The 26369-nt window shown below is 73.1% G+C and carries 29 protein-coding genes; 15 read left to right on the plus strand and 14 right to left on the minus strand.

What is annotated here, in order from left to right; translation table 11 throughout:
* A complete protein-coding gene (locus HNR40_RS24870) occupies positions 1 to 351 on the minus strand; it encodes a histone-like nucleoid-structuring protein Lsr2 (protein ID WP_184965226.1) in 351 nt (116 codons plus the stop codon).
* A gap of 205 nt (positions 352 to 556) precedes the next feature.
* Between HNR40_RS24870 and HNR40_RS24875 the strand changes: the two genes are divergently transcribed.
* Entirely contained in the window at positions 557 to 793 is a 237-nt protein-coding gene (locus tag HNR40_RS24875; protein WP_184965227.1) for a hypothetical protein, read from the plus strand.
* A 4-nt stretch (positions 794 to 797) separates the two neighbouring features.
* Here HNR40_RS24875 and HNR40_RS24880 read toward each other — a convergent pair whose 3' ends face one another.
* Positions 798 to 1907 carry a PucR family transcriptional regulator gene (locus HNR40_RS24880; RefSeq protein WP_184965228.1) on the minus strand — a complete coding sequence of 370 codons (1110 nt, stop codon included), beginning with the start codon at positions 1905 to 1907 and terminating at the stop codon, positions 798 to 800.
* 113 nt (positions 1908 to 2020) lie between these two features.
* On the opposite strand from HNR40_RS24880, the gene HNR40_RS24885 reads away from it, so the two are divergent.
* Positions 2021 to 2839, plus strand: coding sequence for a poly(ethylene terephthalate) hydrolase family protein (locus HNR40_RS24885; RefSeq protein ID WP_184965229.1), 819 nt, complete (start codon positions 2021 to 2023; stop codon positions 2837 to 2839).
* Between the two features lie 13 nt (positions 2840 to 2852).
* Here the strand turns inward: HNR40_RS24885 and HNR40_RS24890 are convergent, their stop codons facing one another.
* Positions 2853 to 3272, minus strand: a complete 420-nt coding sequence (locus tag HNR40_RS24890; RefSeq protein WP_184965230.1) for a DUF1579 family protein — start codon at positions 3270 to 3272, stop codon at positions 2853 to 2855.
* Between the two features lie 67 nt (positions 3273 to 3339).
* On the opposite strand from HNR40_RS24890, the gene HNR40_RS24895 reads away from it, so the two are divergent.
* The 4 genes from HNR40_RS24895 (at position 3340) to HNR40_RS24910 (ending at position 6350) form a co-directional block, all read left to right on the plus strand.
* A complete protein-coding gene (locus HNR40_RS24895) occupies positions 3340 to 3657 on the plus strand; it encodes an ArsR/SmtB family transcription factor (protein WP_184965231.1) in 318 nt (105 codons plus the stop codon).
* A complete protein-coding gene (locus HNR40_RS24900; protein ID WP_184965232.1) occupies positions 3654 to 4073 on the plus strand; it encodes an SRPBCC family protein in 420 nt (139 codons plus the stop codon). Before HNR40_RS24895 ends, HNR40_RS24900 begins: the two co-directional genes overlap by 4 nt.
* A 35-nt stretch (positions 4074 to 4108) precedes the next feature.
* The gene (locus HNR40_RS24905) at positions 4109 to 4888 is read left to right on the plus strand and encodes an IclR family transcriptional regulator (RefSeq protein WP_184965398.1); all 780 of its coding nucleotides are present in this window, start codon (positions 4109 to 4111) and stop codon (positions 4886 to 4888) included.
* A gap of 103 nt (positions 4889 to 4991) precedes the next feature.
* A complete protein-coding gene (locus tag HNR40_RS24910; RefSeq protein WP_184965233.1) occupies positions 4992 to 6350 on the plus strand; it encodes an FAD-binding oxidoreductase in 1359 nt (452 codons plus the stop codon).
* Positions 6351 to 6380: 30 nt separating this feature from the next.
* On the opposite strand, the gene HNR40_RS24915 is transcribed toward HNR40_RS24910, so the two are convergent.
* Complete coding sequence (locus HNR40_RS24915) at positions 6381 to 7673, minus strand: MFS transporter (protein ID WP_184965235.1); 1293 nt, start codon at positions 7671 to 7673, stop codon at positions 6381 to 6383.
* A 238-nt stretch (positions 7674 to 7911) separates the two neighbouring features.
* Here HNR40_RS24915 and HNR40_RS24920 point away from each other — a divergent pair, with 238 nt between their 5' ends.
* Genes HNR40_RS24920 through HNR40_RS24930 form a run of 3 tightly spaced genes read left to right on the plus strand, consistent with a single transcriptional unit; the run spans position 7912 to position 9401 of the window.
* Complete coding sequence (locus HNR40_RS24920; RefSeq protein WP_184965237.1) at positions 7912 to 8379, plus strand: hypothetical protein; 468 nt, start codon at positions 7912 to 7914, stop codon at positions 8377 to 8379.
* A gap of 53 nt (positions 8380 to 8432) precedes the next feature.
* A complete protein-coding gene (locus HNR40_RS24925) occupies positions 8433 to 8909 on the plus strand; it encodes a hypothetical protein (protein WP_184965239.1) in 477 nt (158 codons plus the stop codon).
* 60 nt (positions 8910 to 8969) lie between these two features.
* Positions 8970 to 9401 (plus strand): hypothetical protein, encoded by a 432-nt coding sequence (locus HNR40_RS24930; protein ID WP_184965241.1) that lies wholly within the window; start codon positions 8970 to 8972, stop codon positions 9399 to 9401.
* A 1-nt stretch (position 9402) separates the two neighbouring features.
* Here the strand turns inward: HNR40_RS24930 and HNR40_RS24935 are convergent, their stop codons facing one another.
* On the minus strand, positions 9403 to 9972 hold the full coding sequence (locus HNR40_RS24935) for a hypothetical protein (protein WP_184965244.1): 570 nt from the start codon (positions 9970 to 9972) through the stop codon (positions 9403 to 9405).
* Between the two features lie 183 nt (positions 9973 to 10155).
* On the opposite strand from HNR40_RS24935, the gene HNR40_RS24940 reads away from it, so the two are divergent.
* On the plus strand, positions 10156 to 10929 hold the full coding sequence (locus HNR40_RS24940; protein ID WP_184965246.1) for a TetR/AcrR family transcriptional regulator: 774 nt from the start codon (positions 10156 to 10158) through the stop codon (positions 10927 to 10929).
* Here the strand turns inward: HNR40_RS24940 and HNR40_RS24945 are convergent.
* Positions 10916 to 11554: an alpha-ketoglutarate-dependent dioxygenase AlkB family protein gene (locus HNR40_RS24945; protein WP_184965248.1), complete on the minus strand. Its 639-nt coding sequence runs from the start codon at positions 11552 to 11554 to the stop codon at positions 10916 to 10918. The two genes, HNR40_RS24940 and HNR40_RS24945, sit on opposite strands and share 14 nt — an antisense overlap.
* A complete protein-coding gene (locus tag HNR40_RS24950; protein WP_184965250.1) occupies positions 11551 to 12252 on the minus strand; it encodes a FadR/GntR family transcriptional regulator in 702 nt (233 codons plus the stop codon). Before HNR40_RS24950 ends, HNR40_RS24945 begins: the two co-directional genes overlap by 4 nt.
* Before the next feature lie 217 nt (positions 12253 to 12469).
* Here HNR40_RS24950 and HNR40_RS24955 point away from each other — a divergent pair, with 217 nt between their 5' ends.
* Positions 12470 to 12754, plus strand: a complete 285-nt coding sequence (locus HNR40_RS24955; RefSeq protein WP_184965252.1) for a hypothetical protein — start codon at positions 12470 to 12472, stop codon at positions 12752 to 12754.
* On the opposite strand, the gene HNR40_RS24960 is transcribed toward HNR40_RS24955, so the two are convergent.
* The 4 genes from HNR40_RS24960 to HNR40_RS24975 all read right to left on the minus strand — a co-directional run bounded on the left by HNR40_RS24960 (position 12717) and on the right by HNR40_RS24975 (position 16127).
* Positions 12717 to 13931, minus strand: coding sequence for an RNA polymerase sigma factor (locus tag HNR40_RS24960; RefSeq protein WP_184965254.1), 1215 nt, complete (start codon positions 13929 to 13931; stop codon positions 12717 to 12719). The genes HNR40_RS24955 and HNR40_RS24960 overlap by 38 nt on opposite strands.
* Positions 13932 to 14276, minus strand: a complete 345-nt coding sequence (locus tag HNR40_RS24965) for a YciI family protein (protein ID WP_184965257.1) — start codon at positions 14274 to 14276, stop codon at positions 13932 to 13934. It lies immediately after the preceding gene.
* A gap of 79 nt (positions 14277 to 14355) precedes the next feature.
* On the minus strand, positions 14356 to 14925 hold the full coding sequence (locus HNR40_RS24970; RefSeq protein ID WP_312896498.1) for an NADPH-dependent FMN reductase: 570 nt from the start codon (positions 14923 to 14925) through the stop codon (positions 14356 to 14358).
* Complete coding sequence (locus HNR40_RS24975; protein WP_184965259.1) at positions 14922 to 16127, minus strand: FAD-binding oxidoreductase; 1206 nt, start codon at positions 16125 to 16127, stop codon at positions 14922 to 14924. Before HNR40_RS24975 ends, HNR40_RS24970 begins: the two co-directional genes overlap by 4 nt.
* A 59-nt stretch (positions 16128 to 16186) precedes the next feature.
* On the opposite strand from HNR40_RS24975, the gene HNR40_RS24980 reads away from it, so the two are divergent.
* Genes HNR40_RS24980 through uvrA form a run of 3 tightly spaced genes read left to right on the plus strand, consistent with a single transcriptional unit; the run spans position 16187 to position 22951 of the window.
* Positions 16187 to 19381 (plus strand): AfsR/SARP family transcriptional regulator, encoded by a 3195-nt coding sequence (locus HNR40_RS24980; protein WP_184965261.1) that lies wholly within the window; start codon positions 16187 to 16189, stop codon positions 19379 to 19381.
* Between the two features lie 18 nt (positions 19382 to 19399).
* Positions 19400 to 20524, plus strand: a complete 1125-nt coding sequence (locus tag HNR40_RS24985; protein WP_184965263.1) for a winged helix DNA-binding domain-containing protein — start codon at positions 19400 to 19402, stop codon at positions 20522 to 20524.
* 9 nt (positions 20525 to 20533) lie between these two features.
* Complete coding sequence (gene uvrA, locus HNR40_RS24990; protein WP_184965265.1) at positions 20534 to 22951, plus strand: excinuclease ABC subunit UvrA; 2418 nt, start codon at positions 20534 to 20536, stop codon at positions 22949 to 22951.
* Here the strand turns inward: uvrA and HNR40_RS24995 are convergent.
* Both HNR40_RS24995 and HNR40_RS25000 read right to left on the minus strand, forming a co-directional pair.
* The gene (locus tag HNR40_RS24995) at positions 22887 to 24134 is read right to left on the minus strand and encodes an MFS transporter (RefSeq protein WP_184965267.1); all 1248 of its coding nucleotides are present in this window, start codon (positions 24132 to 24134) and stop codon (positions 22887 to 22889) included. The two genes, uvrA and HNR40_RS24995, sit on opposite strands and share 65 nt — an antisense overlap.
* 27 nt (positions 24135 to 24161) lie before the next feature.
* On the minus strand, positions 24162 to 25127 hold the full coding sequence (locus HNR40_RS25000; RefSeq protein WP_184965269.1) for a GNAT family N-acetyltransferase: 966 nt from the start codon (positions 25125 to 25127) through the stop codon (positions 24162 to 24164).
* Positions 25128 to 25275: 148 nt separating this feature from the next.
* On the opposite strand from HNR40_RS25000, the gene HNR40_RS25005 reads away from it, so the two are divergent.
* The gene (locus HNR40_RS25005; protein WP_184965271.1) at positions 25276 to 25608 is read left to right on the plus strand and encodes a hypothetical protein; all 333 of its coding nucleotides are present in this window, start codon (positions 25276 to 25278) and stop codon (positions 25606 to 25608) included.
* Positions 25609 to 25612: 4 nt separating this feature from the next.
* Here HNR40_RS25005 and HNR40_RS25010 read toward each other — a convergent pair whose 3' ends face one another.
* On the minus strand, positions 25613 to 26365 hold the full coding sequence (locus tag HNR40_RS25010) for an AraC family transcriptional regulator (protein ID WP_184965274.1): 753 nt from the start codon (positions 26363 to 26365) through the stop codon (positions 25613 to 25615).
* Positions 26366 to 26369 lie beyond the last annotated feature (4 nt).

The raw sequence follows: 26369 nt of genomic DNA on the forward strand, positions 1-26369 counted from the left end.
TTACCGCGCGGCCTCGTACCTCTCGATGACCGTGGAAGCGATCCGGCCGCGCTCGCTGACCGGAAGACCCTGCTCCTTCGCCCACTGGCGGATCTCCGCTGACTGCTCGCGGGTCATCTTGCGGCTGTCGCCGAGCACCACGCGCCGGCCCCCTCGGCCACGCCCCGCCGCGGGCTCCTTGACCAGCCGGGCCGCGTTGATGAACGGGGCCAGGGCCTTTTCCAGCTTGGCGTAATTCGCATCCGCGAGGTCGATCTCAAACGTGTCGTTTCCCCATCCGAACCGGTAGGTCCGCGCGCCAGCGACACCATTGATGTCGTCAGTAATCGTCTCAACAATGTGCTTGGCCATATGGGAACTCCGTATCTTTCGTGCGGCGGCGAGGACCACCCTAGCGGTTCACCGTGACGCAGACCCGTCCAACCGCTGGTCAAGCATGCGCGCCGCGAAACCACGCCATTCCCATTACGATCCTCCCGTGCGCTCCACTGACCGGACTGATCGCGGTACCCGCCTCCTGGCGTGCGCCATTCTGGTCGCTCTGAGCATGCCCCCGATGGTGTTCGGCCTGGTGCTGCCGACAGAGCACTCGTGGGATCCCGACATGCCGGAATACAGCGATCCCGACTTCGTCTGGCTCGTGACGATGGCCACCGCGTGCGCGGTCGCGCTCGCCGGTCTGGGGGCGGCCGTCGGCTTCGCGCTCGGGAAGGTCGCGAGGGTCTTCTTCGTGGTGTTGCTGATCCTGTACGGCTGGCGGCTGGGTGTGCTGATCCCGCACTTCTCCGAGTGATCGGTCAGGGTTTGAGGGTGCGGGCGGTCAGGGCGGCTTCCAGGAGGCGGGCCTCGGCGGGGATGGTCAGGTCCAGGCCGGTCAGCGCGGCCACCCGGTGCAGCCGGTAGTCGAGGGTGTTGCGGTGGATGTGCAGGTCCAGGGAGGTCTGGCGGCGGTTGTGGCCTCGTCGGACGTACGCGCGCAACGTCTCCAGCAGGTAGGGGTGCTCGTCCAGCGGGTCCAGTTTGGCCGCCAGGCGGGTCAGGCCAGTGCCGGGGCGGGCGAGCTGGTACTCCACCAGGACGTCGTCGAACCGGTAAAGGCCGGGCGGGCGGCCGAGGCGCTGGACCAGTTCCAGGACCCTGCGGGCCTCCTCGGCCGCCTCGGGAACACCGCTCAGGTCGGTGGCCGGGGCGGCGCTGAGCAGCGGGTTGCCGCCCACGGTCGCGGCCAGCGTCTGCCACAGCGCCTCTCCTGCCGAGGGGAGCAGGGCGATGCCTTCGGCGTGGTCGGCCAGGACGAGCGTGCCGGCGTGGGCGTCCAGGGCCGACTGGACCAGTCTCGGGGGCGGCGTCTGGTCGAAGGCGAAGCTGACGACCTCGTGCGCCTGCCCAAGCTCGACGCCCGCCGCGTCGGCCAGCGCCTCGTGCGGGCGACCGCCGAGGAGGGCGGCCAGCAGCGCGCGGCGTACCCTTTTGTCCTCTCCGCTGAGGTCCTCCAGCGCCTGCTGGTGGGCCAGGGCGACGGCGGGCATGGCCGTGCGCAGGCAGCCCAGCAGGCCCGCGCCCGCCTCCTCCAGTTCGTGCGGCTCGGCCGCAGCGCCGATCGCGCGCCACCACGTCTCGGCGCCGATCAGGTACGCGGCCAGCGCCGCCTCCAGCGGGACCCTCTGCTCCGCCCGCCGGGCCGACCACTCGATGAGCCTGGCCAGGTCACCGGGCCCGACCGCGTCCTGGCGCCGTAACGCGCGCAGGAGCAGGCCGAACACCGCCGTGACCGATCGGGTGACCTCGCCTTCCAGCACCTCGCGTGGCAGGTCCCGGTAGAAGGGGAGTTCGGCGGCGCAGCGGGCGACCACCTCACCGGTGAGCTCGCGGACGCGCGGGGCCATGCGGGTATGCAGATCTGCCACCAGCGGATCGTCACATTGCACAAACCGCACCGTCAATGATTGCCGCATGTGCGGACTGACGGCGGGCGCCGTCGCGGCCACGATCGAGCAAACCCCCCAGCCTGGAGGACGCCGTGTTCCGCCGCCTGTTCGTCGCCTTGCTGGCGTTAACAGCAGCCATCACCACCGCCCCCGCCCATGCCGACGCCGCCTTCCCTTCCGTGGGCGGGAACTGGGGCGCGCCGGGGCCGTACGCGACCGCCGTCGAGATCGGCGCGGTCAACACGCTCTACTACCCGCGCGACATCGCCCGCAGCCCGCTGCGCCACCCGGTGATCGTCTGGGGCAACGGCACCGGGGCCGTGCCGCTCGTCTACCGTGAGCTGCTGCTGCACTGGGCTTCGCACGGCTTCATCGTCTCGGCCGCCAACACGCCGATGTCGAACCTCGGCATCTCGATGCGCGCGGGGATCGACAGCCTGACGGCCCGCGACGCCGACCCGTCCAGCGTCTTCCACGGCCGCGTGGCCCTGGACCGCATCGGCGCCTCCGGCCATTCGCAGGGCGGGGCCGCCGCGATCGTGGTCGGCGCGGATCCGAGGGTGGACACGATTCTGCCGATCCAGCCGGGGCCGCTGGCCGACATCGACGCCGTGCGCGGCCCCGCCTTCCTGATGGCCGGGCAGTACGACAGCATCGTCTGGCCCGCGCTCGTCAAGGCCTTCTACAACGACGCCGACCACATCCCGGCCCTATACGGCGAGGTGCGCGGCGCCGACCACATCACGGTCGCCGGCGACCCCGGCCCGTTCGCCGCGCCGACCACGGCCTGGTTCCGCCTGCAGCTCATGGACGACCCCGAGGCGCGTCCGGTCTTCTACGGCCCGGACTGCGGCATCTGCACCGACCGCCGCACCTGGTCGGACGTGCGGCGTAACACGAGGGTCCCGTGAGCTGAGCCCGGCGTCACGCGCTCTTCGTGAACGCCATGTCCATCCAGTGCGACCAGGTCGTGCCGTCTTCTGTGCGTTCCCAGACGGCCGACATGGCGCCGCCGTCGCGGGCGATGCGGAGCGTGGCCCGTTCCGTCTCGCCCGCGAAGGTCCACACGCCGTCGTCGTCGACCGTGGCGCGCATCGTGCCGTAGTTGCCCGAGCTGTCGAAGGCGCGCATCGGCCAGCTGTCGCTGTCCGGGTCGTAGGGGCCGATCATCTCGATCGCCTCGACCTTCTCCTCCCCCATCCGCACGTCCACCCGGTGCACGAGGAAGTGCCCGCCCGCCAGCCACTCGTAGGCGTCGGTTCCGCTGATCTCCACGGCGTCGCCGACCGTCGTGCCGCGCGAGTTCCAGTGGCCGGCCAGGGCGTCCAGTTGCTTGTTCGTCATCGCTTCCCCTATGTAAGATAGTGCTTAAATACTTACATACCTGACGCTGGCCGGGAAAGGGGCAGGTGTGGACGAGGCGTTGCGCGCCGTCGCCGACCCCACCCGGCGGGCGATCCTCCTGCTGGTCCGCGACGGCGAGGTGGCGGCCGGCGACCTCGCCCGCCACTTTCCGGGCATCAGCCGCCCGGCGGTCTCCCAGCACCTGCGGGTCCTGACCTCGGCGGGCCTGCTCGGCGTGCGCCGCGACGGCAACCGCCGCCTGTACCGGCTGCGGCGCGAGGGCCTCGCCGAGGCGGCGGGGTTCATCCAGGACATGTGGTCCGACCGGCTCGACCTGCTCAAGCGGGCCGCCGAGCAGGAGGAAAACGAACAGGGGGCACGATGATCGAGCGGACCGTGCGCATCGCCGCGCGCCGGGAGACCGTCTTCCGCTATTTCACCGATCCGGAACGGCTGGCGCGGTGGTGGGGCCGGGCCGAGGCCGACGCCCGTCCCGGCGGCGTGCTCCGGGTGGCGATGGACGGCGGGCCGCGCCCGGTGATGGTGGGCGAGTTCGTCGAGCTGGTGCCCGGCGAGCGGATCGTCTTCACCTTCGGGTGGGAGCCCGCGCCCGGCGTGCCCGACGTGCCGCCCGGATCGTCGCGGGTCGAGGTGACGCTGGAGGAGGACGGTGACGGCACCGTGCTGAGGCTCCGGCACAGCGGGCTGCCCGCCGTACTGGGCGAGGAGACCGGCGCGGGCTGGGATCACATGCTCCGCCGCCTCAGCACGGCGTTCGGCAGCGCCGAACAGCTCGGTTGACAATGCTTTCCGGCTTCGGACACGCTTGTTCGGTGATGACGAACGAACTGGACAAGCGCTACGAGGTCCGCAGCGTCTCGCGCGCGGTCGAGATCCTGGAGTGCCTGGCCCAGCGCGACGGCCGGACCGTGACCGAGATCTCCCGCGAGGTCGGCGGCTCCAAGAGCGCGACGTTCTCCACCCTGCAGACCCTGGAGATGCACGGCTTCGTGGCCTCCCAGGGCGAGGGCGCCTCGCGCCGCTACCGCCTCGGGCTCGCGCTCGCCCGCCTCGGCGAGAATGCGATGGCCCAGGTGTCGCTGCGCAACCTGGCCCGCCCGGTCCTGGACGACCTGACCGCCGAGACCGGGATGTCCTCGCGCGTCGCGGTCCCTGAGAACGGCTTCGCCGTCATCGTCGGCCGGGTCGACGCCCCGTCCGCGGTCCGCTTCGACCTGCACATGGGCCACCGCGAGGCGCCCCACTGCACCGGCCTCGGCAAGGCCCTGCTGGCCGAGCTGCCCGAGGCCGAGTCCGCGCGCATCATCGAGCAGTACGGCCTGCCCGCCCGCACCACCCACACCATCACCGACCCGGCGGCGCTCGTCGCCGACCTGACCGAGATCCGCCGGCGCGGCTACTCCGTCGACGACGAGGAGGACGCGGAGGGCGTCTTCTGCGTCGGCTCGGCCGTCCGCGACCACCGGGGGGAGGTGGCCGGCGCGATCAGCGTGACCGGCCTCAAGCTCGACCTTCCCGTGTGGCGCATCCACCAGATCGGTGACACCGTGCGCGCGCACGCGGCCCGCCTCACCGCGCTCTACAGCGGACGCTAGGCTTACCCGGCGAACTACGTTTTGCGCTACCGAACGGAGTCGCCTGTGACCCGCCGCCCTGCCCCCGCCCGCCGTGCGTCGCTCGTGTTCCCGGGCCGCCGCGATGGCTGACCTCGCCGCCGCGCTGCGTGCGGCCGTCCCCGGTCTGACCGTGCTGGACGACGCCGACGTCATGGACTCCTACCGCCGTGACCAGGCGCCCGGCCTGCCCGCCGGGCTGCCGGCCGCCGTCGCCATGCCCGAGGACACCGCCCAGGTGGCCGCCGCCGTCGCCACCGCCGCCGAGTACGGCGCGCCGATCGTGGTCCGCGGCGCGGGCAGCGGCCTGGCCGGGGCGGCCAACGCCGTCGACGGCTGCCTGGTGCTGTCCACCCAGCGGATGAACCGCATCCTGAGCGTCGACCCGGCCGAGCGCCTGGCCACCGTGCAGCCCGGCGTGATCAACGCCGATTTGCGCAGGGCCGTGGCCGAAAAGGGCCTTTTCTACCCGCCCGACCCGGGCAGCTACGAGATGTGCACCGTGGGCGGCAACGCCGCCACCAACGCGGGCGGCATGTGCTGCGTGAAGTACGGCGTGACCGGCGACTACGTGCGCGGCCTCGAAGCGGTGCTGGCCGACGGCTCGGTGCTGCGCACCGGCGGGCGCACGGTCAAGGGCGTGGCCGGCTACGACCTGACCAGCCTGCTGGTGGGCTCCGAGGGCACGCTGGCCGTCATCACCGAACTCTCGCTCGCGCTGCGCCCGGCTCCGGCGCCGCCGCGCACGATCGTGGCCCAGTTCGGTTCGGCCGCGGCGGCCGGGGCGGCGGTGACGGCCGTGCTGGCCTCCGGCGCCGAGCCGTCGATCCTGGAGATCATCGACGCCACGACGCTGCGCGCCATCGAGGAGTGGCAGCCGCTCGGCGTCGAGGCCGGCACCGCGGCGATGGTCATCGCCCAGTCCGACTCGTCGCACGAGGAGGACCTGCGGCTCATCGAGGCCGCGTGCGCGGGGGCGAGCGAGGTCATCGTGGCCGACGACGCCGCGGAGTCGGAGATGCTCATGCAGGCCCGCAGGCTCGCCTACCCGGCGCTGGAGCGGCTGGGCGCGACGCTGCTGGACGACGTGGCGGTGCCGCTGCCGAAGCTGGTGGAGCTGATCGAGGGCGTCGAGGCCATCGCGAAGGACCGGGACATGACCGTGGGCCTGTTCGGCCACGCCGGCGACGGCAACATGCACCCGACGGTCGTCTACCCGCACGGCGACGCCGACGCCGAGCGGCGGGCCTTCCAGGTCTTCGACGAGATCGTCGCCCTGGCGCTGCGGCTCGGCGGCACGGTCACCGGTGAGCACGGGGTCGGCCTGCTCAAGCGGTCCTGGCTGGAGCGGGAGCTGGGTGAGCCGGCCCGCCGTACCCAGCGGGCGATCAAGGCGGCGCTGGACCCGCACGACCTGCTCAACCCCGGCAAGGCCATCGCGTAGCCATGGGGCCGGCGCGCGCCGGCCCCATGGTCAGTCCGCCCACTCCTTCTTGCGTGAGAGCGTGAACGCCACCGCCGCGCCGCCCAGCGTCAGCGCGCTGACGACCAGCAGCCCCCACACGGCCGTGCCCGTGGTCTCGCTGATCCACCCGATGGCGTACGGCCCGGCGAACCCGGCCAGGTTGCCCACCGAGTTGATGAACGCCAGCCCAGCGGCGGCCGCCGTGCCGGTGAGGAACTTGGGCGGCAGGCTCCAGAACAGCGGCGTCGTGGAGAACAGCGCCGCCAGCCCCACACTGATCGCGGCCAGCGCCAGCCAGGGCACGTCCCGGGCGGCGACGGCGGCCAGCAGCGCGAGCGCGGTGACGGTCAGCGTGATGCCGGCCTGGCGCGGGATGTTGCCCCGGCGTCTGGCGAACCGTTCCCAGGGCAGCATGACCAGCGCGGCGAACAGGTTCGGGATCATGACGAGCCAGCCGGTGACGGTCGAGGAGTAGCCGCCCATGCCCTTGACGATCGTGGGCAGCCACAGGCCCAGGCCGTAGGCGCCGAAGACGACGCCGAAGAACAGGAAGATCAGGCTCCACAGCCGGCCGTTCCTGAAGACCGCGCCCAGGCCGAGGCGGCCGTGGCGTTTCTCGGTGGCCGCCCGCTCTTCCGCCAGGGTGGTGGTGATCCAGGTGCGCTCGGCGTCGTCGAGCCAGCGCGCGTCCTGCGGCCGGTCGGGCAGCCATCTGTAGGTGACGAAGGCCAGCAGGACGGCGGGGATGCCCTCCAGGACGAAGACGAGCTGCCAGCCTTCGAGCCCCCACAGGCCGTGCAGGTCCATGATCCAGCCGGAGATGGGCGCGCTGATCGCGTTGGCCAGCGGGTTGGAGACCGCGAAGATCGCCAGGATCGTGGTGCGGTAGTGCTGCGGGAACCAGAACGTGATGTAGAGCAGCACGCCGGGGAAGAATCCCGCCTCGGCCACGCCGAGGACGAAGCGGGCGATGGTGAACTGGGTGGCGTCGGTCACGAACGCGGTCGCCACCGCGACGATCCCCCAGCTCACCATGATGCGGGCGATCCACCGGCGGGCGCCGAAGCGCTGCAGCATCAGGTTGCTCGGCACCTCGAACAGCAGGTAGCCGATGAAGAAGATGCCCGCCGCCAGCCCGAAGGCCGACTCGGTGATGCCGAGCGCCGTGGTCATCTCCAGCTTGGCGAAGCCGGCGTTGTTCCGGTCGATGTAGGCGATGAGGTAGAGCAGGCCGAGGAAGGGCCCGAGGCGCCACATCGCTTTGCGCATGGCGCTCGCGGCGACGTCTGTGGTGGTCGTCATGTGATGCACTTCCTCAATTGTTCGGTATTACCGAACGCTGTTCTGTGTTAGAGGTATGCTCGTAGAACAGCAGGTGAACCGTCAAGGGCTACCGCGAGAGTTTCAGGCGTGTACCGCGAAAGCTTCGGGCACGGTCAACCCCCTGGTAGATGTGCGCGACAAGGCCACGAACCTAGCCTTCCGTGATGTCGGGCGCGGCCCACCCGCCGCGCCGGTTCCTCTCGGAAAGGAGTCACTGGTGAGCCTTACCAGGGTGATCGGAGCACTGGCCGTCACGGCTGGGCTCGCGGCCGTGACGCTGCCCGCCGGGCAGGCGAGCGCGGCCGCCTCTGTGGGTGCCGTGGAGTCGGCCGCCCGTCCGTTGCCTTGCGGGGGCGGTTACGTGCGGATGGCCGCGCCATGGCGGAGCGGGGCGTACATCAAGATCTCCACGATCGCGCACTGCGACCGCTTCACCGGGCCCATCGGGCGCAGCGGGTACGTCGACGCGCGGCTCGACCAGTACCGGGGCCTGGGGGTCTGGCGGAACAAGGCGTACACGCGCCGGCACTTCACCCGCGCGGCCGTCACCTTCACCATGCAGCCGGCCTGGAGATGCTCGGGCGGCAACCAGCTCTACCGCAACCACACCAAGGGCTGGATCGCCCAGGGCGGCAGCGGCGCCCGGTCGTTCGGCTACACCGAGCAGCGCCGGATCTCCTGCTGAACCCCCGCCGGGGTGCGGCACCGCACCCCGGCACCACTCTCTCGGAGGAGCGCATGGACGCGCGTGTCGCCCTAGGCACCGTCATCCTCGTGGCCGCGGCGCTGCTGCCGTCCTCGCAGGACACGCTGGCCGCCAAGCGGCGCTACGTCGCCGCGGCCGAGGCCGCCTGCCTGGCGGCCGGGCAGCAGACCGACCCGGAGCGGTATCCGGTGAGCACCGAGCAACAGGACGTCGAGGAACTCGAACGCGCGGCGCGGGTCATGCGGGCCACGGTGGAGCGCATCGCGGCGATCAGGCCGCCGGAGGCGGACGCCGCGCTGCTGCGTGCCCGGTTCGTCGAGCCGGGCAGGCGGCTGGCCGGGCGGCTCGGCGGCTACGCCGAGCGGGCGCGCGCGGCGCTGGCCGCCGGGGACACGGGAACGGTCCAGCTCCTGGTCGAGGCGTCGTTGCGGCCCGATCCGCAGGAGGCCGCCATGCGCTTTTTCGCCCTCTCCTACGGCTTCGCCGTCTGCGCGGGAGAACAGCCGTGACCGTGCGGGTTAGGCTGTAGGAACGTAGGCGGGAAGGATTCGATCACCATCAGCGACTCCTTGCCCCTGCCGGACCGGCCCCCGCGCCCGCAGCGCCGGCGCGTCGTCGAGTCGGCGGCTCTGGGCGAGCGCGAGCAGAGCCGGGCCGAGGCCGCCCGGTGGACCTGCCCGCACGGCCGCCACGCCGGGCGCGGCTGCGTCACCTGCTACGAGGACTCGGCCGAGGACGATCCGGCCCTGCACCTGTGGGAGGTCGCGGCGTGGTTCACCACCGCGCGCCCGATTCCCATCAAGACCCTGCAGGACATCCACCGCCACGGCCGCGGCTTCGGGCTCACCCAGCCGTCCACGCCGCTCGTCTACCTCCTGAGCGGGCAGGTCAGGGCGGCCCTGGCCGCGCAGGCGGTGGCGGCCGTGATCGGGTTCCTGCTGCAGAACCGGCACGTCGTCGAGGCCTTCCACGTGACCGAGATCCGCGCGACGCACTCCTAGGTCAGAGGCGGCCGCACTGGTCCTCCTTGTTGCCGCCCACCACGTTGCCGCCGCCGGTCGGGGCCGGGCTGTTCTCCTTGCACTGCAGGTTGCCCTTGACGGTGTTGCGCTCCACCAGCGCCCGGCCGCGGTTGCCGACGATCTGGATGCTGCCGCCGACCCGGTTGCCGACCGCCTGAAGCGCGCCCCGGTTGGCGTCGTACTGGATGTCACCGGTGACCCGGGACGAGCTGACCTTCGCCGCGCCGCCCTGCTTGACCTGCACGCTCCCGCCCACCGTGGACTTCTTCGTGATCGTGACCGCCCGCGCGCCCTCCGCCTGGACGTTGCCGATCACGCGCACCCCGCGCGCCACGAGCACCGCGTTCCGCTCCACCTTGACGGTGCCCTTCACCCGCGTGCCGGTGAGCGCGCACGTCGCGCCCTGCGGGACGCGGACGTTGTCGAGCGTGCTCGCGCCGATCGAACCGCGGCACGTCCGCTCCTCCGCCAGCGCGGGTACGGCCAGCGCCCCGGCCCCCAGCCCCAGCCCGAGCGCCGAACCCGCCAGCACCAGCTTGATCTTGCCCATGTCCGGTCTCCTCGTCTCTCCGTCTGCTGTCAAGCAGCTTTCCGGCGAGCGATGAGACCGTGCTGACACGCCCATGAGAGACCTCTCATCAGCCGACAAATCAGGATCCGGGAGGGCGCGCTCGCCCAGACCAGAGGGTGGTTATCCTTAGGGTGTAAAGAGATCTTGGCGTAAGGGGTCCGGGTGGTCGTCTACGCGGGTCAGGGCGATGCCCGCCGTACCATGGCGTTGTTGTGGGGGGCTGAGGAGCGCAAGGAGGCGCGGCCGGGGCCCAAGCCGGGGCTGAGCGTCGAGGTGATCGTCGCGGCCGGGATCGAGGTCGCGGACGCCGAGGGCATGGCGGCGCTGTCCATGCGGGCGGTCGGCGAGCGGCTGGGGCGGACCGCGATGGCGCTTTACACCTATGTGCCGAGCAAGACCGAGCTGGTCGACCTCATGTACGACCGGGCGATGGGCGAGTTGCCCACCTCGTATCCGCTGGACGAGGGGTGGCGGAGTGCAGCCGTCGCCTGGGCGCATGATCTGCGGGAGTTCTTCGTCCGGCATCCCTGGGTGCTGCAGGTGTCGCAGGCGCGGCCGGTGCTGGGGCCGAACGAGTTCGCGATGATCGACACGGTGACCGGGATTCTGCGCGGGACGGGGTTGGAGCCCGAGAGGTTGCGGGGGGTGGTGGCGGCGCTCGTGGACGTGGTGCGGGGGGCGGCCAGGACCGTCGCCGAGACCCGGCAGGCGCCTTCGGCCACGGGGGTGTCCGACGAGGAGTGGTGGCGGGCGCGCTCCGCGTTGCTGCTGGAGGTCGCGCCGGACTTCGCCGAACGGTTCCCGTCGGTGTCGTGGCTGGAGCGGGGCGACGCCGGGCCCGCCCTCGAACCGGACGTGCCCTATCTGGAGCAGGTGGCGCGGCGCACGTTCGCCACCAGCCTGGGCACGCTGCTGGACGGCGTCACAGCCCGGTGACGCGCATGGTGATGTTGAGGCGTCCGCGCAGGCCGACGACGGGGTCGGCGGTGCCCGGGTAGACCTTGGGCACGCCGTGGTAGGCAAAACGCGAGGGCCCGCCGAAGACGAACAGGTCGCCGGACTCCAGCCTGACGTCCGTGTACGGCCGGCCGCGCGTCTCGGTGTTCCCGAACCGGAACAGGCACGCGTCGCCGATGCTCAGCGAGACCACCGGGGCGTCGGAGCGTTCGTCCTTGTCCTGGTGCATGCCCATCCGGGCCTGATCGTCATAGAAGTTGATCAGCGCGGTGTCGGGTGTGTAGCCGGCGGCGAGCTCCGGCAGGCCGGCGCCGGTGAGGGCGCGGCGGCCCAGTTCGACCATCCATCCGGGGAACTCGGCCACGCGCAGGCCGTTCACGTCGTCGGCGGTGCGCGTGTACCGGTACGGCTGCCAGTGCCATCCCACGCACACCGTCCGCACCGACATGACGCCGCCCCTGGGCAGCACCGTGTGCCGGATCGGGACCGGGCCCTTCGCCCACTCGCGGCAGGCGCTCACCAGCGTGCGCTGCTCGTCCAGCCCGAGCCAGCCGGGCACGTGCACGGCGCCGGGGGCCACCTCGCGCGGCGGGAGCGGCATCATCGCAGGTGCGCCAGGGTCTCGCGGAGCTCCTGCTCCAGGATGTCGCCCGCGGCGCCGGCGTCCCCGCCGGCGACCGCCTCGACCAGGGCGGCGTGGGCCGCGTCGCCGTGGCCGCGCTCGTGGGAGCGCACGTCCAGCAGGCCGAGCAGGTCGATGAGGCCCTTGCGCAGCGCGGGGACGAACTCGGCGAACAGGTCGGTCAGCACCGGGTTGTGCGCGGCGGCGACCACGGCCGCGTGCAGCGCGATGTCGGCGTCGACGAACCGGGCGTCGAGCTCCGCCCCCTTCGAAACCCCGGCGGCGATCTCCCGGCGGGTGGCCAGCGCCACCCTCAGCGCGGTGATGTCGGCTTCGGTGCGGCGGGTGGCCGCGAGCCGGGCCGCCTGTACTTCGACGAGCATGCGCACCTCGTACACGTCTCCGATGGCCGCCCGTCGCAGCCGGGCCGGCCAGTCCTCCTGTGCTTCCGTCGCCATGACGAACACCCCCGACCCCTGCCGGGGTTGCACCAGCCCGGCTCCGGCCAGGGCGCGGAGGGCTTCGCGCACGGTCGAGCGGCCCACGCCGAGCTGGGCGGCGAGCGTGGTCTCGCCCGGGAGCTTGGTGCCCACGGGCCAGCGGCCCGCGGCGATCTCCTCGCGCAGCGCCTGGGCGGCCTGCTCCACGAGGGGGCTCGGGCGGAGGGCGCCGAGCGGCATCGTTCACCTCTCAGGTTGTCTGAGGAGTTGGTTGTGTGTAACTGTATCCGGCATGTCGTACACCGGGCTTCTTCTCGGCTGCCGCGGCGGGGCTTGATCCAGACCGGCACCCCGCCGCGGGGTGCCGTGCTGCCGGTCTCTCCCTGGCAGGACGGCGACAGAGGAAGAAACCCTGTGAATCCGCAACGCCCGAGCGGCATGCCGTACCGGAAATAGCGTGCGCGAGGCCACGCCGGAGGACCTGTGGGAGCTGTTCACGGCCACCTACCTCACGCCGGGCCGCACCGGCTCGCCCGGCGACAGCGTGGACGCCCTGGTCCGCGAGCTGGCGGCGGCCGGGATCAAGGCCGAGATCCTGGAACTCACCACCCAGGACGACGCCGCCTACGCCGAGTGCCGGGTGAACGGCGCCACCTGGTGGGGCGCGAGCCGGGACACCCCCGTGCGGGCCGTGCTGTCCGCGGTCAACCGGGCCCTCGCGTCCGTTCCGCTCTCTCCGTGAGATAGCGCTGCTCGGGCAGGCTGGTGGTACGGCGGGCCGCCTCGCGATAGGCGTCGTGGGCCGCCGCCACCTCCCCCGCCAGCTCCAGCAGGTGCGCCCGCACCGCGTACAGCCGGTGGTTGGCGGCCAGCGGCTTGGCCAGCGCGTCCACGAGCTCCAGGCCGGCCAGCGGCCCGTGGACCATGGCGACGGCGATCGCGTGGTTGAGCCGCACGACGGGGTTGTCCGACACCCCGGCGAGCAGCTCGTACAGGGCGAGGATCTGCGGCCAGTCGGTGTCCTCGGCCTTGGCCGCCTCGTCGTGCACGGCGGCGATCGCGGCCTGCAGCTGATAGGGGCCGAGTGCGGTCCCGGCCAGCGCGGTGCTGACCAGCTCGACGCCTTCGGCGATCATCGCCTGGTCCCACAGCGAGCGGTCCTGCTCGGCCAGCGGGATCAGGCGGCCGTCGGCGTCGGCTCGGGCGGGCCGCCTGGCGTCGGTGAGCAGCATGAGGGCCAGCAGCCCGGCGACCTCCCCGTCGGCGGGCAGCAGCCGGCGCACCGCGCGGGTCAGCCGGATCGCCTCGGCGGTCAGGTCGGTGCGGTGCAGGTCGGGGCCCGAGCTGGCGGTGTAGCCCTCGTTGAAGATCAGGTAGAGGACGTGCAGGACGACACGGAGACGTTCGGCCCGCTCGCCCTCTGGCGGCAGCGTGAACTGCGCGCCGGCCGTCTTGATGCTCTGCTTGGCGCGGCTGATGCGCTGGGCCATCGTGGCCTCGGGCACCAGGAAGGCGCGGGCGATCTCGGCGGTGGTGAGGCCGCCGACGGCGCGCAGCGTGAGCGCGAGCTGCGAGGGAGCCGACAGCGCCGGATGGCAGCACAGGAACAGCAGCGTGAGCGTGTCGTCCTGGCCGGGGACCGGTTCCTCCGGCTCGGGGTCGGCCCAGGCGGAGACCGTCTCCTCCCTGCGCCGCCGGGACGCGTCGCTGCGTACCTGGTCGATGAGGCGGCGCGAGGCGACGGTGACGAGCCAGGCGCGCGGGTTGTCGGGCAGGCCGCGCTCGGGCCACTGGACCGAGGCCTCCAGCATCGCCTCCTGGACGGCGTCCTCGCACGCGTCGAACTGCTCGTAGCGGCGCACGAGCACGCCGAGGACCTGAGGCGCGAGCTCGCGCAGCAGGTCCTCGACGGCCTTCACCTACTCGACCTCGCCGATGACCGGGCGGATCTCCATCGCGCACAGCGCGGCGTCCGGCCAGCGAGCGGCGATCTCGGTCGCGCGCTCCAAGCTCTCGACGTCGACGGTGATGTAGCCGGCCATGAGCTCCTTGGCCTCCACGAACGGGCCGTCGGTGACGACGGGCACCCCGTCCCTGACCTGGACCGTGCGTGAGGTCTCGGCCAGCGCCATGCCGCCGACGAACTCGCCGGAGGCCTGCAGCTCGCTCATGATCTCGTCGACCTTGGCCATGACGGTGTCCATGTCCGCCTCGATGGCCTTGCGCGACTCGGCGTTGTTGTAGATCAGCAGCATGTATTTCATGCACGTGCTCCTCTCGTGTCACCCCTGAGTCGGAGCGAAGCCGCAGGTCTCTACATCCACCTGGGAGAATACTCAAAGATCATGGGTGGGCCGTGACGAGACGCGCCTCGCGCAGCGTGTGCGCCCACCAGCTGAGCCGATCCAGCATGTGGTTCAGCTCGGCGTTGCAGGTCGCGGTGGCCTTGGGCCAGGTGCCGTCGGCGGCGAAGAGCTCCCAGTAGCAGGGCAGGGTGACCGCCTCGCGGATGCCCACCGCGTCGAGTTCGGTGAAGACCTGGCGGAGCTGGCTGATCGCGTGGTGGCCGCCGGACTCGCGGCCGTAGCCGACGAAGGCGACGGGCTTGGCGCGCCACTCCTCGTAGTACCAGTCGATGGCGGTCTTGAGCGGCGCGGGGAAGCTCCGGTTGTACTCGGGGGTGACGACCGCGAAGGCGTCGGCGGCGGCCAGGCGCGGGGCCAGGGCGGCGACCCGCGGTGGCAGTGGCTGGTCCGGGTCGGTGAGGTCCTGCGGCAGGCGGGTCTCGGCCAGGTCGACGAGATCGATCTCCAGGTCGGCGCGGCGCCTGGCCTTCGCGGTCAGCCAGGCGGCGACGGTCGGGCCGAAGCGGCCGTGCCGGGTGCTGGCGACGATGACGGCGAGCCGGATCACGGCTGGATGTTGAGGTTGAGGCGGAACATGTTGCCCGGGTCCCAGGCGCGCTTGACCTCGCGCAGCCGCTCCAGGTTCGCCGCGGTGTAGGCGTTCGCGACGCGCGCCGGGTCGTTCGAGAAGTTGAGGAAGGACCTTCCGGTGACGTACGGCAGCGCCACGCGCTTGGTGACGATCACGGAGAATTCGGTGTCGCGGTGGCTGACCGGCCCGGCGTCGGGACCCGGGGTGGCGATCGCCCCGCCCCAGTGGCGCACCTCCACGGCGGCGCCGTCCACGTCCACGGCGGACTCCAGGACCTCGTCCGGCAGGCTCTTGTACAGCTCCAGCGTGACCGCCGGGTTGCCGCCCATGGCCGCCGAGGCGAAGGGGATGAGCCGCAGGTCGTCCTGGATGACCGTGCCCATGCGGCGCAGCAGCGGCTCGACCGCCGCCCGGTCCGGGCCCACGGCCTTGATCACGAGGGTGCGCTCCCTGGTCAGCACGGCCGCGGTGCTCAGCTCAGGCGGCGCGGTGGCGGCCCAGTCGCGGTAGGCGGCCAGCTGGGCGGCGGCGTCGGTGACGGCGAAGGTGACCGCGCCGGCCCAGACCTCGGCGACCGGGTAGAGCCGGAACTCCAGCGAGGTCACCACGCCGAAGTTGCCGCCGCCGCCGCGCAGGGCCCAGAACAGCTCGGGGTTGTGCTCGGCGTCGGCGGTGACGATCCGGCCGTCGGCGGTGACGACCTGGGCGCTCAGCACGCTGTCGGCGGCGAAGCCGTACCTGCGGGCCAGCCAGCCGAGGCCGCCGCCCAGCGTGTAGCCGGTGACGCCGACCGTCGGGGAGGAGCCGGACAGCGGCGCGAGCCCGTACGGCGCGGCGGCGGCCAGCACGTCGCCCCAGACGGCGCCGGGGCCGACCGTGGCGGTGCGGCGGTGCGGGTCGACCGTGACGGTGTTCATGTCGGTGGTCTTCAGCAGCAGTCCGCCGTCGGAGGCGACGTGGGTGCCGTGGCCGGTCGCCTGGACCGCCAGCGGGAGCCCGCGCTCGCCGGCCGCCAGCACCGCCATGCGGACGTCGTGCGCGGTGAAGGCGCGGGCCACGAGGGCGGGGCGGGCGTCCATGTCCGGCCGGAACGGCTGGCCGCGCTGCTCGTCGTAGCCGCTCCGGCCGGGCAGGTAGGCGGTGAAACCGAGGTCATTGGTGAGCGTCTGCTGCGTCATGGCCTTACTGTGCGCTCCGGCGTTTACGGAATCTTTCTCATCCACTTACGGTGGCCCTTATGCGTTTCGGCATTTTGGGACCCCTGACCGTATGGACTTCCGGCGACGAGCCTGTCAGCGTGCCGGGGCTCAAGGTGAGAGGCCTGCTCAGCGACCTTCTCGTGCACGCCGGTCGGCCGGTCCCGGCCGACCGGCTCGTGGACGACCTGTGGAGCGACGACGAACTGCCCGGCAACCCGGCGGCCGCGCTCTCGGTGAAGGTGTCCCAGTTGCGGAGGATCCTGGAGGACGCCGAGCCCGGCGGGCGCGACCTCGTCGCCAACACCCCCGCCGGCTACGTGCTCAGGGGCGAGAGCGACGCGGCGGCCTTCGAGTCGCTGCTGGCCGAGGCGGCGGCCGCCGAGGAGCCGAAGGCGCGCGCCAAGCACCTGGCCGAGGCGCTGGCGTTGTGGCGGGGGCCCGCCTTCGCCGACTTCGCCGACCACGACTTCACCCGCGCCGCCGCCGCGCGCCTGCACGAACTGCGGCTGACCGCCCGCGAGGACCAGGCGGAGGTACGGCTCGCGCTCGGTGAGCACGCGGCGCTCGCCGCCGAACTGGGCGACCTGCTGACCGAGCACCCGCTGCGCGAACGGCTGCGCGCGGCCCACATGCGCGCCCTCTACCGCTCCGGCCGCCAGAGCGAGGCGCTGGCCAGCTACGAGACGCATCGCGAGGTGCTGGCCGAGGAACTGGGCCTGGACCCCGGCCCGGACCTGGCCGCGCTCCAGCGGGCCGTACTGGTGCAGGATCCCGCGCTGGCCGCCCCGGCGGCGAGCGCGACGGCGGACCCCGCCCGGCTGAAGGGCAACGTCCCGGCCCCGCTGGGCGCGCTCATCGGCCGCGAGGAGGCCGTCGAAGAGATCCTGGCCAGGGCCGGGGAGGAGCGGCTCGTCACGCTCACCGGCCCCGGCGGCGTCGGCAAGACGCGGCTGGCCGTCGAGGTGGCCGGCCGGATGTCGGCGCCCGACGGGGTGTGGCTGGTGGAGCTGGCCGCCGTGGACCGGCCCGGCGACGCCGACGCGGTCGCCAGGCTGGCCGAGGCGATCGGCGTCGTGCTGAGCCTGCAGGGAGCGGGCGACCCGGTGGAACGCCTGGCCGAGACGCTCCGCTCCCGCCAGGCCGTGCTGGTGCTGGACAACTGCGAGCACGTGATCGACCCGGTCGCCGAGCTGGCCGGGCGGCTGCTGTCCGGCGCGCCCGGCCTGCGGCTCCTGGCCACCAGCCAGGAGCCGCTCGGCCTGGCCGGTGAGCTGGTGTGGAGCGTGCCGCCGCTGCGCGTGCCGGGCCCCGGCGAGGCGGCCGAGCGTGTACGGCAGGCCGCAGCGGTCCGGTTGTTCGTGGAGCGGGCCGCCGCCGCCGACCGGCGCTTCTCCCTCACCGACGAGGACGCCGCGGCGGTCGCCGTGCTGTGCCGGCGGCTCGACGGGATCCCGCTGGCCCTGGAGCTGGCCGCTACCCGGGTGCGGGCCCTCGGGGTGGGCGGGGTCGTGGAGCGGCTGGACGACCGGTTCCGGCTGCTGGCCACCGGGCACCGGGGCGCGCCGCCGCGCCAGCAGACGCTCACGGCGATGATCGACTGGAGCTGGGAGCTGCTCGGCGAGGAGGAGCGGGCGGTGCTGCGGCGGCTGGCCGTGCACGCCGACGGGTGTTCGATGGAGGCGGCCGAGGAGGTGGGCGGCGACGGCGGGCTCGACGTGCTCGACCTGCTGGCCCGGCTCATCGACCGGTCGCTGGTGAGCGTCAACGAGGGGCGCTACCGGCTGCTGGAGTCGGTGGCCGCCTACTGCGTGGGGCGGCTGCGGGAGGCGGGCGAGCTGGAGGATCTGCAGGCCCGGCATCACCGCTACTACGCCGGGCTGGCGGTGCGGGCGGAGCCGTACCTGCGTGGGAGCGAGCAGCGGCAGTGGCTGCGGCGGCTGGACGCCGACGCCGCCAACCTGCGCGCGGCGCTCGGCCACGCGGTCAGGAACGGGGCGGCGGGCGAGGCGCTCGCGCTGGCCGGGGCGCTCGGCTGGTACTGGTTCCTGCGGGGCCGGCTGTCGGAGGGCGTGCGCTCGCTGACGGCGGCGCTGGCCCTGCCCGGCGGCGCGCCTCAGGAGCGAGCCGTCGCGCTGGCCTGGAAGACGGGCCTGGAGTTTCTGCGCCACCCGGAGGCCACGGGCGAGGCGGCCGGGCGCGCGGCGCTGCGGGCCGCGGCGCTGGACGCCTTCGACGCGGACGGGCCTGAGAAGGCGCGGGCTCAGTGGTTCCTGGCCTACACCTCGGTCGACCTGGGCGACATGGCCGCGGCCGAAGAGCTGGTCGCCGCGGCGCTGCCGGTCTTCGAGTCCCACGGCGACGAGTGGGGCGCGGCGGCCGTGCGCGCCCTGCGGGCCAAGCTCGCGCACGTGCGCGGCGACGTCGCCGGGATCGAGCGCGACGCCGAGCCCAGCCGGGCGGCCTTCGCCCGGCTGGGTGACCGCTGGGGGCTGATGGAGGCGAACGGCTGGCTCGGCGGCGCGGTCGAGCTGCGCGGCGAGGCCCGGGAGGCGGAACGGCTGCAGCGCGAGGCCCTGCGCATGGCCGAGGAGCTGGAGCTGTGGGTCGAGGTCGCCGGGCGGATGGGCTGGCTCGGCTGGCTGGCCTACCAGCGCGGCGACCACGACGAGGCCGCGACGCTGTGCGAGCGGGGCCTGGAGCTGGCGAAGCTGCAGGGCCACCACCCCTCGCAGGTGCTGACCGCCATGTCGCTGGCCTTCGCCGCCCGCCAGCGCGGCGAGCTGGAGCGGGCCGACGCGCTGCTGCGGGAGATCCGGGCGCTGGCCTCTCCCGCCGACGAGGTCGCCGAGCCGCCGCCGTACCTGCCGCTCGTGCTGGCGGAGCAGGCGTTCGTGGCCGAGGGGCGCGGCGACGCGCGGCGGGCGCTGCGGCTGAGCCTGGCCGCGCTCGACGCCTCCGAGGCGCTGCGCGACGAGCTCGGCTTCCCGCTCGGGCAGCTGGCCCTGGCCACCGCGCTGACCGCCAACGGACGCCCCGAGCAGGCGGCGGGCCTGGTGGCGATCCACGACGAGCTGCGCGAGGGCACCCCGGTGAGCACGGCCGAGCAGCGGGACTACGACCGCCTCTCCGAACGCCTGCTGGCCGAGCTGGGCGAGGAGCGCTACAAGGCGGCGCAGGCCACCGGCCAGACGAGACAAGACCTGATCAATGCGGCACGAACCATGCCGCAATAAGCTCTAACGTGGGGTTTCATGAGGGAACTTTCGTGGCCTGAGGTCAGTGCGCGGCGGCTGTTGCGTCAGGGACTGGCCGACCCGGTCAAGGACGCATCGCCTGCCGACCTCGCCTCGGCGATGGCCGGCGTCCACGCCCAGGTGCTGTCGGCGGGCGAGCACTCGCTGGCCCTGCGCCTGGACGGGGCGACCAGGACCGACGTGCAGCAGGCCCTGTGGCAGGACGGCGGCCTGGTCAAGACCTACGGGCCGCGCGGCACCGTGCACCTGCTGGCCACCCGCGACCTGCCCATGTGGGTGGGCGCGCTGTCCACGATCCCGGCCGCGCACAACGTCATGCCCGACGGGGTACGGCTGACGCCCGGCCAGACCGAGGAGGTCGTCGAGGCGCTGCGCCGGGTGCTGACCGGCGCCGTGCTGACGATGGACGAGCTCAGCGAGGCGGTCGTGGCGGAGACCGGCCCGTGGGCCGGTGACAAGGTCATGCCCGCCTTCCAGGACATGTGGCCGCGCTGGCGGCAGGCGGTGGCCCACGCGGCCCACCGGGGCGCGTTGTGTTTCGGCCCGAACCGGGGCAGGAAGGTCACCTTCACCGCGCCGCCCGCCTTCGAGCCCGCCCCCGGTCGCGGAGCGCTGGCGGCGGCGTACCTGCACGCGTACGGCCCGGCCACGCCGCAGCAGTTCGCCCGCTGGCTGGGCACGCCGGTCGGCTGGGCGAGCCAGGCGTTCGGCGAGCTGGAGCTGGAGGAGGTGGCCTACGAGGGTGGCCGGGCGTGGGTGCTGGCCGGTGACACCTCGGCCCCGGCCGCCCCGGCGCAGGGGGTGCGGCTGCTGCCGTACTTCGACGCGTACACGATCGCCGGGCAGCCCCGCGAGCTGCTCTTCCCCGGCCGGGCGTTCGAGCGGGCGCTGAACAGGGGGCAGGCGGGCAACTACCCGCTGGTCCTGCTCGACGGGGTCGTCGGCGGGGTGTGGCACCAGAAGCGCTCGGGCAAGAAGATCGCGGTCACCGTGGAGACGCTCCAACCCCTCTCCCCCGCCCACCGCGACGAGCTCGACGAGCAGGTCACCCGCCTCGGCGAGATCATGGAGGGCACGCCCGCGCTGACAGTCGGCCAGGTCACCGTGGGTCCGCAAGCATAACCTGGACGCATGGACTCCATGATCCGGGTCAGGGACGCCCGCGAGCACAACCTGCGCCACGTCGACCTCGACGCCCCCCGCGACGAGATCGTGGTGTTCACCGGCGTGTCCGGCTCGGGCAAGTCGTCGCTGGCCTTCGGCACCGTCTACGCCGAGGCCCAGCGCCGTTACCTGGAGTCCGTCGCCCCCTACGCGCGCCGCCTCATCGAGCAGGCCGGCGCGCCCAAGGTGGGCGACATCACCGGCCTGCCGCCCGCGGTCGCGCTCCAGCAGGCGCGCGGCGGCGGCAGCACCCGTTCCTCGGTCGGCACCGTCACCCATCTGTCGAACGTGCTGCGCATGCTCTTCTCCCGCGCGGGCGACTACCCGCCGGGCGCCGCGCCGCTCGACTCCGACTTCTTCTCCCCCAACACGCCGGCCGGCGCCTGCCCGCACTGCCACGGGCTCGGCACCGTGCAGGAGGTCACGGAGGAGAGCCTGGTCCCCGACCCGTCGCTGAGCGTGCGCGAGGGCGCGATCGCCGCCTGGCCCGGCGCCTGGCAGGGCAAGAACTACCGCGACATCCTCGCCGAGCTGGGCTTCGACGTGGACCGCCCGTGGCGGGAGCTGCCGGCCGAGCAGCGCGAGTGGATCCTCATGACCGACGAGCAGCCCGTCGTCACCATCCACCCGGTCCGCGAGGCCTCCCGCATCACCCGGCCGTACCAGGGCACCTTCGCCAGCGCCAAGCGCTACGTGCTGCACACCTACGCCACGACCAAGAGCGCCTCGCTGCGCGCCAAGGCGGAGCGGCACCTGGTCTCCTCGCCGTGCCCGGTCTGCGCGGGGCGGCGCCTGCGGCCGGAGGCGCTGGCCGTACTGTTCGGCGGAAGGGACATCACGCAGCTGGCCGCGCTGCCGCTCACCGACCTCGCCGAGGCACTCGCCGCCGATCCCGGCCTGGACGGCGCGCGGGCGGAGGCCGCGCACGCCCTGGCCGAGAACCTGCGCGGCCGCATCGAGACCATGGCCGAGCTGGGCCTCGGCTACCTCAGCGCCGACCGCACGACCGCCACGCTGTCGGCGGGCGAGCTGCAGCGGCTGCGGCTGGCGACGCAGCTGCGCTCGGGCCTGTTCGGTGTGCTGTACGTGCTCGACGAGCCCTCCGCCGGCCTGCACCCGGCCGACACCCGCGCGCTGGTCGCGGCCCTGCACCGGCTGCGCGCCGCGGGCAACTCGCTGTTCGTGGTGGAGCACGACCTCGAGGTGGTACGGCAGGCCGACTGGATCGTCGACGTCGGCCCGGGCCCAGGCGAGCACGGCGGCCGGGTGTTGTATTCGGGCGAGGTGCCCGGCCTGGCCGGCGTGGAGGAGTCGGTCACCCGCCGCTACCTGTTCGGCCGTCCCCCGGCCTCCAGGACGCCGCGGGTGCCGTCGGGCTGGCTGGAGCTGCGCGGCGTCACCCTGCACAACCTGCGCGAGGTGGACGCGAGCTTCCCGCTCGGCACGTTCACCGCGGTGACCGGCGTGTCGGGCTCGGGCAAGACGACCCTGGTGACGCACGTGCTGACCGCCGCGGTGGAGGCGTACCTGGCCGGTGAGGAGCCCGTGGTGAAGGCGAGCGGCCTGGATCAGGTGGCCCGCCTGGTACGCGTGGACCAGAAGCCGATCGGCCGCACGCCGCGTTCGAACCTGGCGACGTACACGGGCCTGTTCGACGCGGTGCGCAAGATGTTCGCCGCGGCCCCGGCGGCGCGCGAGCGCGGCTACGACGCCGGGCGCTTCTCCTTCAACGTGCAGGGCGGGCGCTGCGAGAACTGCCAGGGCGAGGGCGAGATCTCCATCGAGATGCTGTTCCTGCCGGGGGCCAGCGCGCCGTGCCCGGTCTGCCACGGCCGCCGCTACAACGCCGAGACGCTGGAGGTGCGCGTCGCCGGCCGCTCCATCGCCGACGTGCTGGACCTCACCGTGGACGCGGCCCGTGAGGCGCTGTCCGGTCTGCCCGCCGCCGCCCGCAGCCTGGACACGCTGGCCGAGGTGGGCCTCGGCTACCTGCGGCTCGGGCAGCCCGCCACCACGCTGTCGGGCGGCGAGGCACAGCGGGTGAAGCTGGCGGGCGAGTTGCAGCGCGTACGCCGCGACCACACCTTGTACGTGCTGGACGAGCCGACCTCCGGCCTGCATCCGGCCGACGTGGACCGGCTGATGGCCCAGCTCGACGGGCTGGTGTCGGCGGGCAACACGGTGGTGCTGGTGGAGCACGACATGGACGTGGTAGCCCGCGCCGACTGGGTCGTCGACCTCGGCCCCGGCGGCGGCGCGGCGGGCGGCCGGGTGGTGGCCGCGGGCCCGCCGCGCTCGGTCGCCGGCGCCGAGGCCAGTGTCACGGCTCCGTTCCTGGCGGCGCGGCTGCGGTCCGCTCCGGATGCCGCTGCCGGGCAGGGGTGAGCAGCGCCGCGGCGGCGATCGCCAGGCAGCTGATCCCGGCGAAGACGAACACCGGCGTCGAGCCGAACCGGCCCGCGCCCCAGGTCAGCGCCGCCGCGCCGAGCGGCCCCAGCGAGTAGTGGATGGTCCAGAACGCCGAGGTGACCCGGCCGAGCAGGTGACTGGGCGTGACCTGCTGGCGCAGCGACAGGCTGCAGATCCCGGCCACGCTCACGCAGGCCAGGTAGAGCCCCATGGCGGCGCCGATGCCCCACACGGTGCCGATGAACCCGATGGCGGCGATCGCCAGCCCGGCGGCGGCCAGCGCGCTGACCCACGTCGGCCCGAACCCGAGCCGCCCGCGCAGCCGGGTCACCAGCGTCGCCCCGATCATCGTGCCGACCGCCCCGATGCCGAGGACGACGCCGATGACGGCGTCCGGCTGGCCCAGGTCGTGCTTCAACCGGAAGATCACGATGTCGGTGAGCCCGAGCGTCAGGAAGATGAAGAACGACAGCAGCACGGTCAGCGCCCGCAGCACCGGCTGCCGCCACAGGAACACCGCCCCGGCCACCAGTTCCCGCCAGGGCGCCCCGTGTACGGCGGGCCTTTCGTGCCGGGCGAGCCTGACCATGTAGACGCCGACCGCGGACAGGGCGAAGCCGACGGCGTTGATGCCGATCGCCGCCGTGGGCCCGAGCCAGCCGGCCACGACGCCGGCCAGCATCGGGCCGAGCACGCTGGCGGCGGCGGCCGTGGCGTAGAGCTTGCCGTTGGCCTCGGTGACCCGGTCCTCCCCCACCAGGGTGGGCACGGAGGAGACGTACGCCACCTGGAAGACCATGCCCACGGCCGCGGCCAGCGGCAGGACGGCGTACAGGAGCCAGACCTTGGGGCCGCTCAGCCAGGCCAGCGGGATGGCGGCATACAGGACGCACCGCACGACGTCGCAGCCGATGAGCAGTTTGCGGCGGTCGAAGCGGTCGACGGCCACGCCGGCGAAGATCCCGGCGATGACGCCGGCGGCGCCGGAGACGCCGGTCAGCAGGCCCATCTGGGCGACGGAGCCGGTGACGTTGAGAATGAGCAGCGGGACGGCGATGATCGCGAAGGAGTCCCCCGCGACCGACAGCGTCTGGGCGCCCCAGAAGACCGTGAAGTCGCGCCGCCGCCATAAGGGCCGCAGGTCCGCCTGGGCGGTCATCGGCCGGTGTCCTCGTGCATGGAGCTCCTACAGGTCGAACTGGTACTCGTGCGTGCTGCGGTGGGCCCGGTAGCCCAGGCGTTCGTTGACCGCCAGCATGTGGACGTTGTCCTCGGCGGTGTCGGTCTCGACCTCGGCCAGATCGGGATGCTCGACGCGTAACCTGCGCACCATCGTGGCCTTGAGCCAGAGCCCCAGGCCGTGGCCGCGATGCGCGGGCACCACCGCGGTGTCGTACTGCGCGGCCCGGCGGCGCTCCCCCGACCTGATCACGATCTCGGTGTATCCGGCCATCGTCTCGCCGTGCAGCGCGGCGAGGGTCAGCAGGGTGTCGCGGCGATCGGCGAGCACCTTGGCCATCTCCCTGACGGCGGCGGCGTCCCAGCGGCGGGCGCCGTAGTCCATCTCGCCGGTGGGCATGTCGTTCATGGCGTTCTTGGCCTCGGCGAAGGCGTCGGCCAGTCCGTCGGGGACGGTCCCGGTCCAGAACGCCAGGTCGTAGCCGGGCCGTGCGGTGTCGGCCTCCCGGCAGTCGGCCTGGGCCAGGTCGAGCAGCAGGTGGCGGAGCGTCAGCACGCGCCGCAGGCCGCGGGCCGCGCAGAAGGCGTCGCCCGGACCGCCGGCGGCCACCGCCGTGATCATCGCCCGCCGCCCCTCGGCCCGCGCGGCCGCCACCGCCGCCGCCAGCAGCAGCGAGCCTGCGCCGCCGCGCCGCAGCTCAGGGCGCACGTGCAGGTCGAGCTCGCTCAGATGGTCCATGCCCGGCGCGTCGAACAACCGCAAGGACGCCACCCCGGCCACCGGCCCGCCGGGCTCGGCCGCCATCCAGACCAACCGGCGGCTGTGTAACGGCGGCACGGTCAACTGGGCGCGGGTGGGCACCGGCTGACCTGGAAGATCGTGCCCCAGCGACGCGGCGATCACCCCGTGCCACGTCTCGGCCTGCTCCGCCGACACCTCCGCCGACGGTGTTCCCTGGATCTTGTACTGCATGGCGACCACCCTAGGCGGCCCTCCGCCGGGTGGTGCATGTCTGACCGCCTCCAACACAGCGTGAAGGCTCTGCTGTGAGCCCATTGCATAGGAAGGTTTCCTAATTAATACTGCGATCAACGCAGCTCAGAGCCCCCTGGAGGTTTGTATGCCCCGTCGCGCGCTCGCCCTCACCACGGCCGCGCTGGCCTGTCTCGGCGCCCTCGCCGTGAGCACCGCCCCCGCCCAGGCCGCGGGCCCGATCGACATCGTCATGAGCCCGCTCTCCATCGGCGAATACTGCGCCGCCAAGGTCCACTCCAGCTCCATCGTCGGCTTCTACAACGGCAGCCTCGGCTGCTACCGGTACGCCTCCCCCAACCTGATCTACCTCGGCAGCGGCAGCCCCTCGGCCGCCTGCCAGTACTACAACCCCACCTACACCTACCTCGGCTACGCCCAGGGCGGCGCCCAGTCCCTGGTCTGCAAGTACTCGGTCTAGGGCCTCACGACTCCGCGTTCAGGTAGCGGCCCGGCGAGGTCCCCACGGTGCGGCGGAAGGCGGCGAGGAACGCGCTTGCCGTCGCATACCCCACCGCCCGCGCCACCGCGGAGACGGGCCGTCCTTCCGCGAGCAGCGGGAGGGCGGCCCGCAACCGCAGATGAGTCCGCCAGCGCTCGAAGCTCATCCCGGTGTCCTGGACGAACAGCCGCGTGAGCGTGCGCCGGCTCACCCCCGCCGCCCGCGCGTGGGCCTCCAGCCCGCGCGCGTCGGCCGGATCGGCGATCAGCGCGTCGGCCACGGCGCGCACCCGCTCCTCACGCGGGCGCGGCACGTCGATGGGCAGGGCGGGCAGCGGGCGCAGCAGGTCGAGCACGACCGCCTCGGCCCGCAGCCGGGGACCGTCGGCCAGGTCGTCGCGCCCCAGGTAGGTGAACAGCTGGGCCAGCAGCCCGTCCACCCCCACCGGCGTGGGCTCGGGCCAGTCCAGCGCGCAGCGCTCCGGCGCCAGGTAGAGGCCGCACAGCACCGCGTCACGGGTCGCCCCGGTGCGGTGCTCCACCCCGGCCGGTATCCACAGCGCGACGGTCGGCGGCAGCACCCAGTAGGAGTCGCCCACGGCCACCCCGACCACCCCGCGCCGCGTCCAGGCGATCTGGTGGTGGGTGTGGGTGTGCGGCGGGATCCACTCCCCCGACGACAGCGGGAAGTGCCCGACCACGATCGCGCCGACGCCGGGCGGCACCTCGGTCTTCATGCGG

This window comes from Nonomuraea endophytica, assembly GCF_014203235.1.
Classification (GTDB): Bacteria; Actinomycetota; Actinomycetes; order Streptosporangiales; family Streptosporangiaceae; genus Nonomuraea; species Nonomuraea endophytica.

Excerpts from the sequence above, each read along its gene's own strand:
- HNR40_RS24870 (WP_184965226.1), bottom strand. The coding sequence starts at position 351 with ATGGCCAAGCACATTGTTGAGACGATTACTGACGACATCAATGGTGTC.
- HNR40_RS24875 (WP_184965227.1), top strand. The coding sequence starts at position 557 with ATGGTGTTCGGCCTGGTGCTGCCGACAGAGCACTCGTGGGATCCCGAC.
- HNR40_RS24890 (WP_184965230.1), bottom strand. The coding sequence starts at position 3,272 with ATGACGAACAAGCAACTGGACGCCCTGGCCGGCCACTGGAACTCGCGC.
- HNR40_RS24900 (WP_184965232.1), top strand. The coding sequence starts at position 3,654 with ATGATCGAGCGGACCGTGCGCATCGCCGCGCGCCGGGAGACCGTCTTC.
- HNR40_RS24905 (WP_184965398.1), top strand. The coding sequence starts at position 4,109 with ATGACGAACGAACTGGACAAGCGCTACGAGGTCCGCAGCGTCTCGCGC.
- HNR40_RS24910 (WP_184965233.1), top strand. The coding sequence starts at position 4,992 with ATGGCTGACCTCGCCGCCGCGCTGCGTGCGGCCGTCCCCGGTCTGACC.
- HNR40_RS24915 (WP_184965235.1), bottom strand. The coding sequence starts at position 7,673 with ATGACGACCACCACAGACGTCGCCGCGAGCGCCATGCGCAAAGCGATG.
- HNR40_RS24925 (WP_184965239.1), top strand. The coding sequence starts at position 8,433 with ATGGACGCGCGTGTCGCCCTAGGCACCGTCATCCTCGTGGCCGCGGCG.
- HNR40_RS24935 (WP_184965244.1), bottom strand. The coding sequence starts at position 9,972 with ATGGGCAAGATCAAGCTGGTGCTGGCGGGTTCGGCGCTCGGGCTGGGG.
- HNR40_RS24945 (WP_184965248.1), bottom strand. The coding sequence starts at position 11,554 with ATGATGCCGCTCCCGCCGCGCGAGGTGGCCCCCGGCGCCGTGCACGTG.
- HNR40_RS24950 (WP_184965250.1), bottom strand. The coding sequence starts at position 12,252 with ATGCCGCTCGGCGCCCTCCGCCCGAGCCCCCTCGTGGAGCAGGCCGCC.
- HNR40_RS24965 (WP_184965257.1), bottom strand. The coding sequence starts at position 14,276 with ATGAAATACATGCTGCTGATCTACAACAACGCCGAGTCGCGCAAGGCC.
- HNR40_RS24975 (WP_184965259.1), bottom strand. The coding sequence starts at position 16,127 with ATGACGCAGCAGACGCTCACCAATGACCTCGGTTTCACCGCCTACCTG.
- HNR40_RS24980 (WP_184965261.1), top strand. The coding sequence starts at position 16,187 with ATGCGTTTCGGCATTTTGGGACCCCTGACCGTATGGACTTCCGGCGAC.
- HNR40_RS24985 (WP_184965263.1), top strand. The coding sequence starts at position 19,400 with ATGAGGGAACTTTCGTGGCCTGAGGTCAGTGCGCGGCGGCTGTTGCGT.
- uvrA (WP_184965265.1), top strand. The coding sequence starts at position 20,534 with ATGGACTCCATGATCCGGGTCAGGGACGCCCGCGAGCACAACCTGCGC.
- HNR40_RS24995 (WP_184965267.1), bottom strand. The coding sequence starts at position 24,134 with ATGACCGCCCAGGCGGACCTGCGGCCCTTATGGCGGCGGCGCGACTTC.
- HNR40_RS25000 (WP_184965269.1), bottom strand. The coding sequence starts at position 25,127 with ATGCAGTACAAGATCCAGGGAACACCGTCGGCGGAGGTGTCGGCGGAG.
- HNR40_RS25005 (WP_184965271.1), top strand. The coding sequence starts at position 25,276 with ATGCCCCGTCGCGCGCTCGCCCTCACCACGGCCGCGCTGGCCTGTCTC.
- HNR40_RS25010 (WP_184965274.1), bottom strand. The coding sequence starts at position 26,365 with ATGAAGACCGAGGTGCCGCCCGGCGTCGGCGCGATCGTGGTCGGGCAC.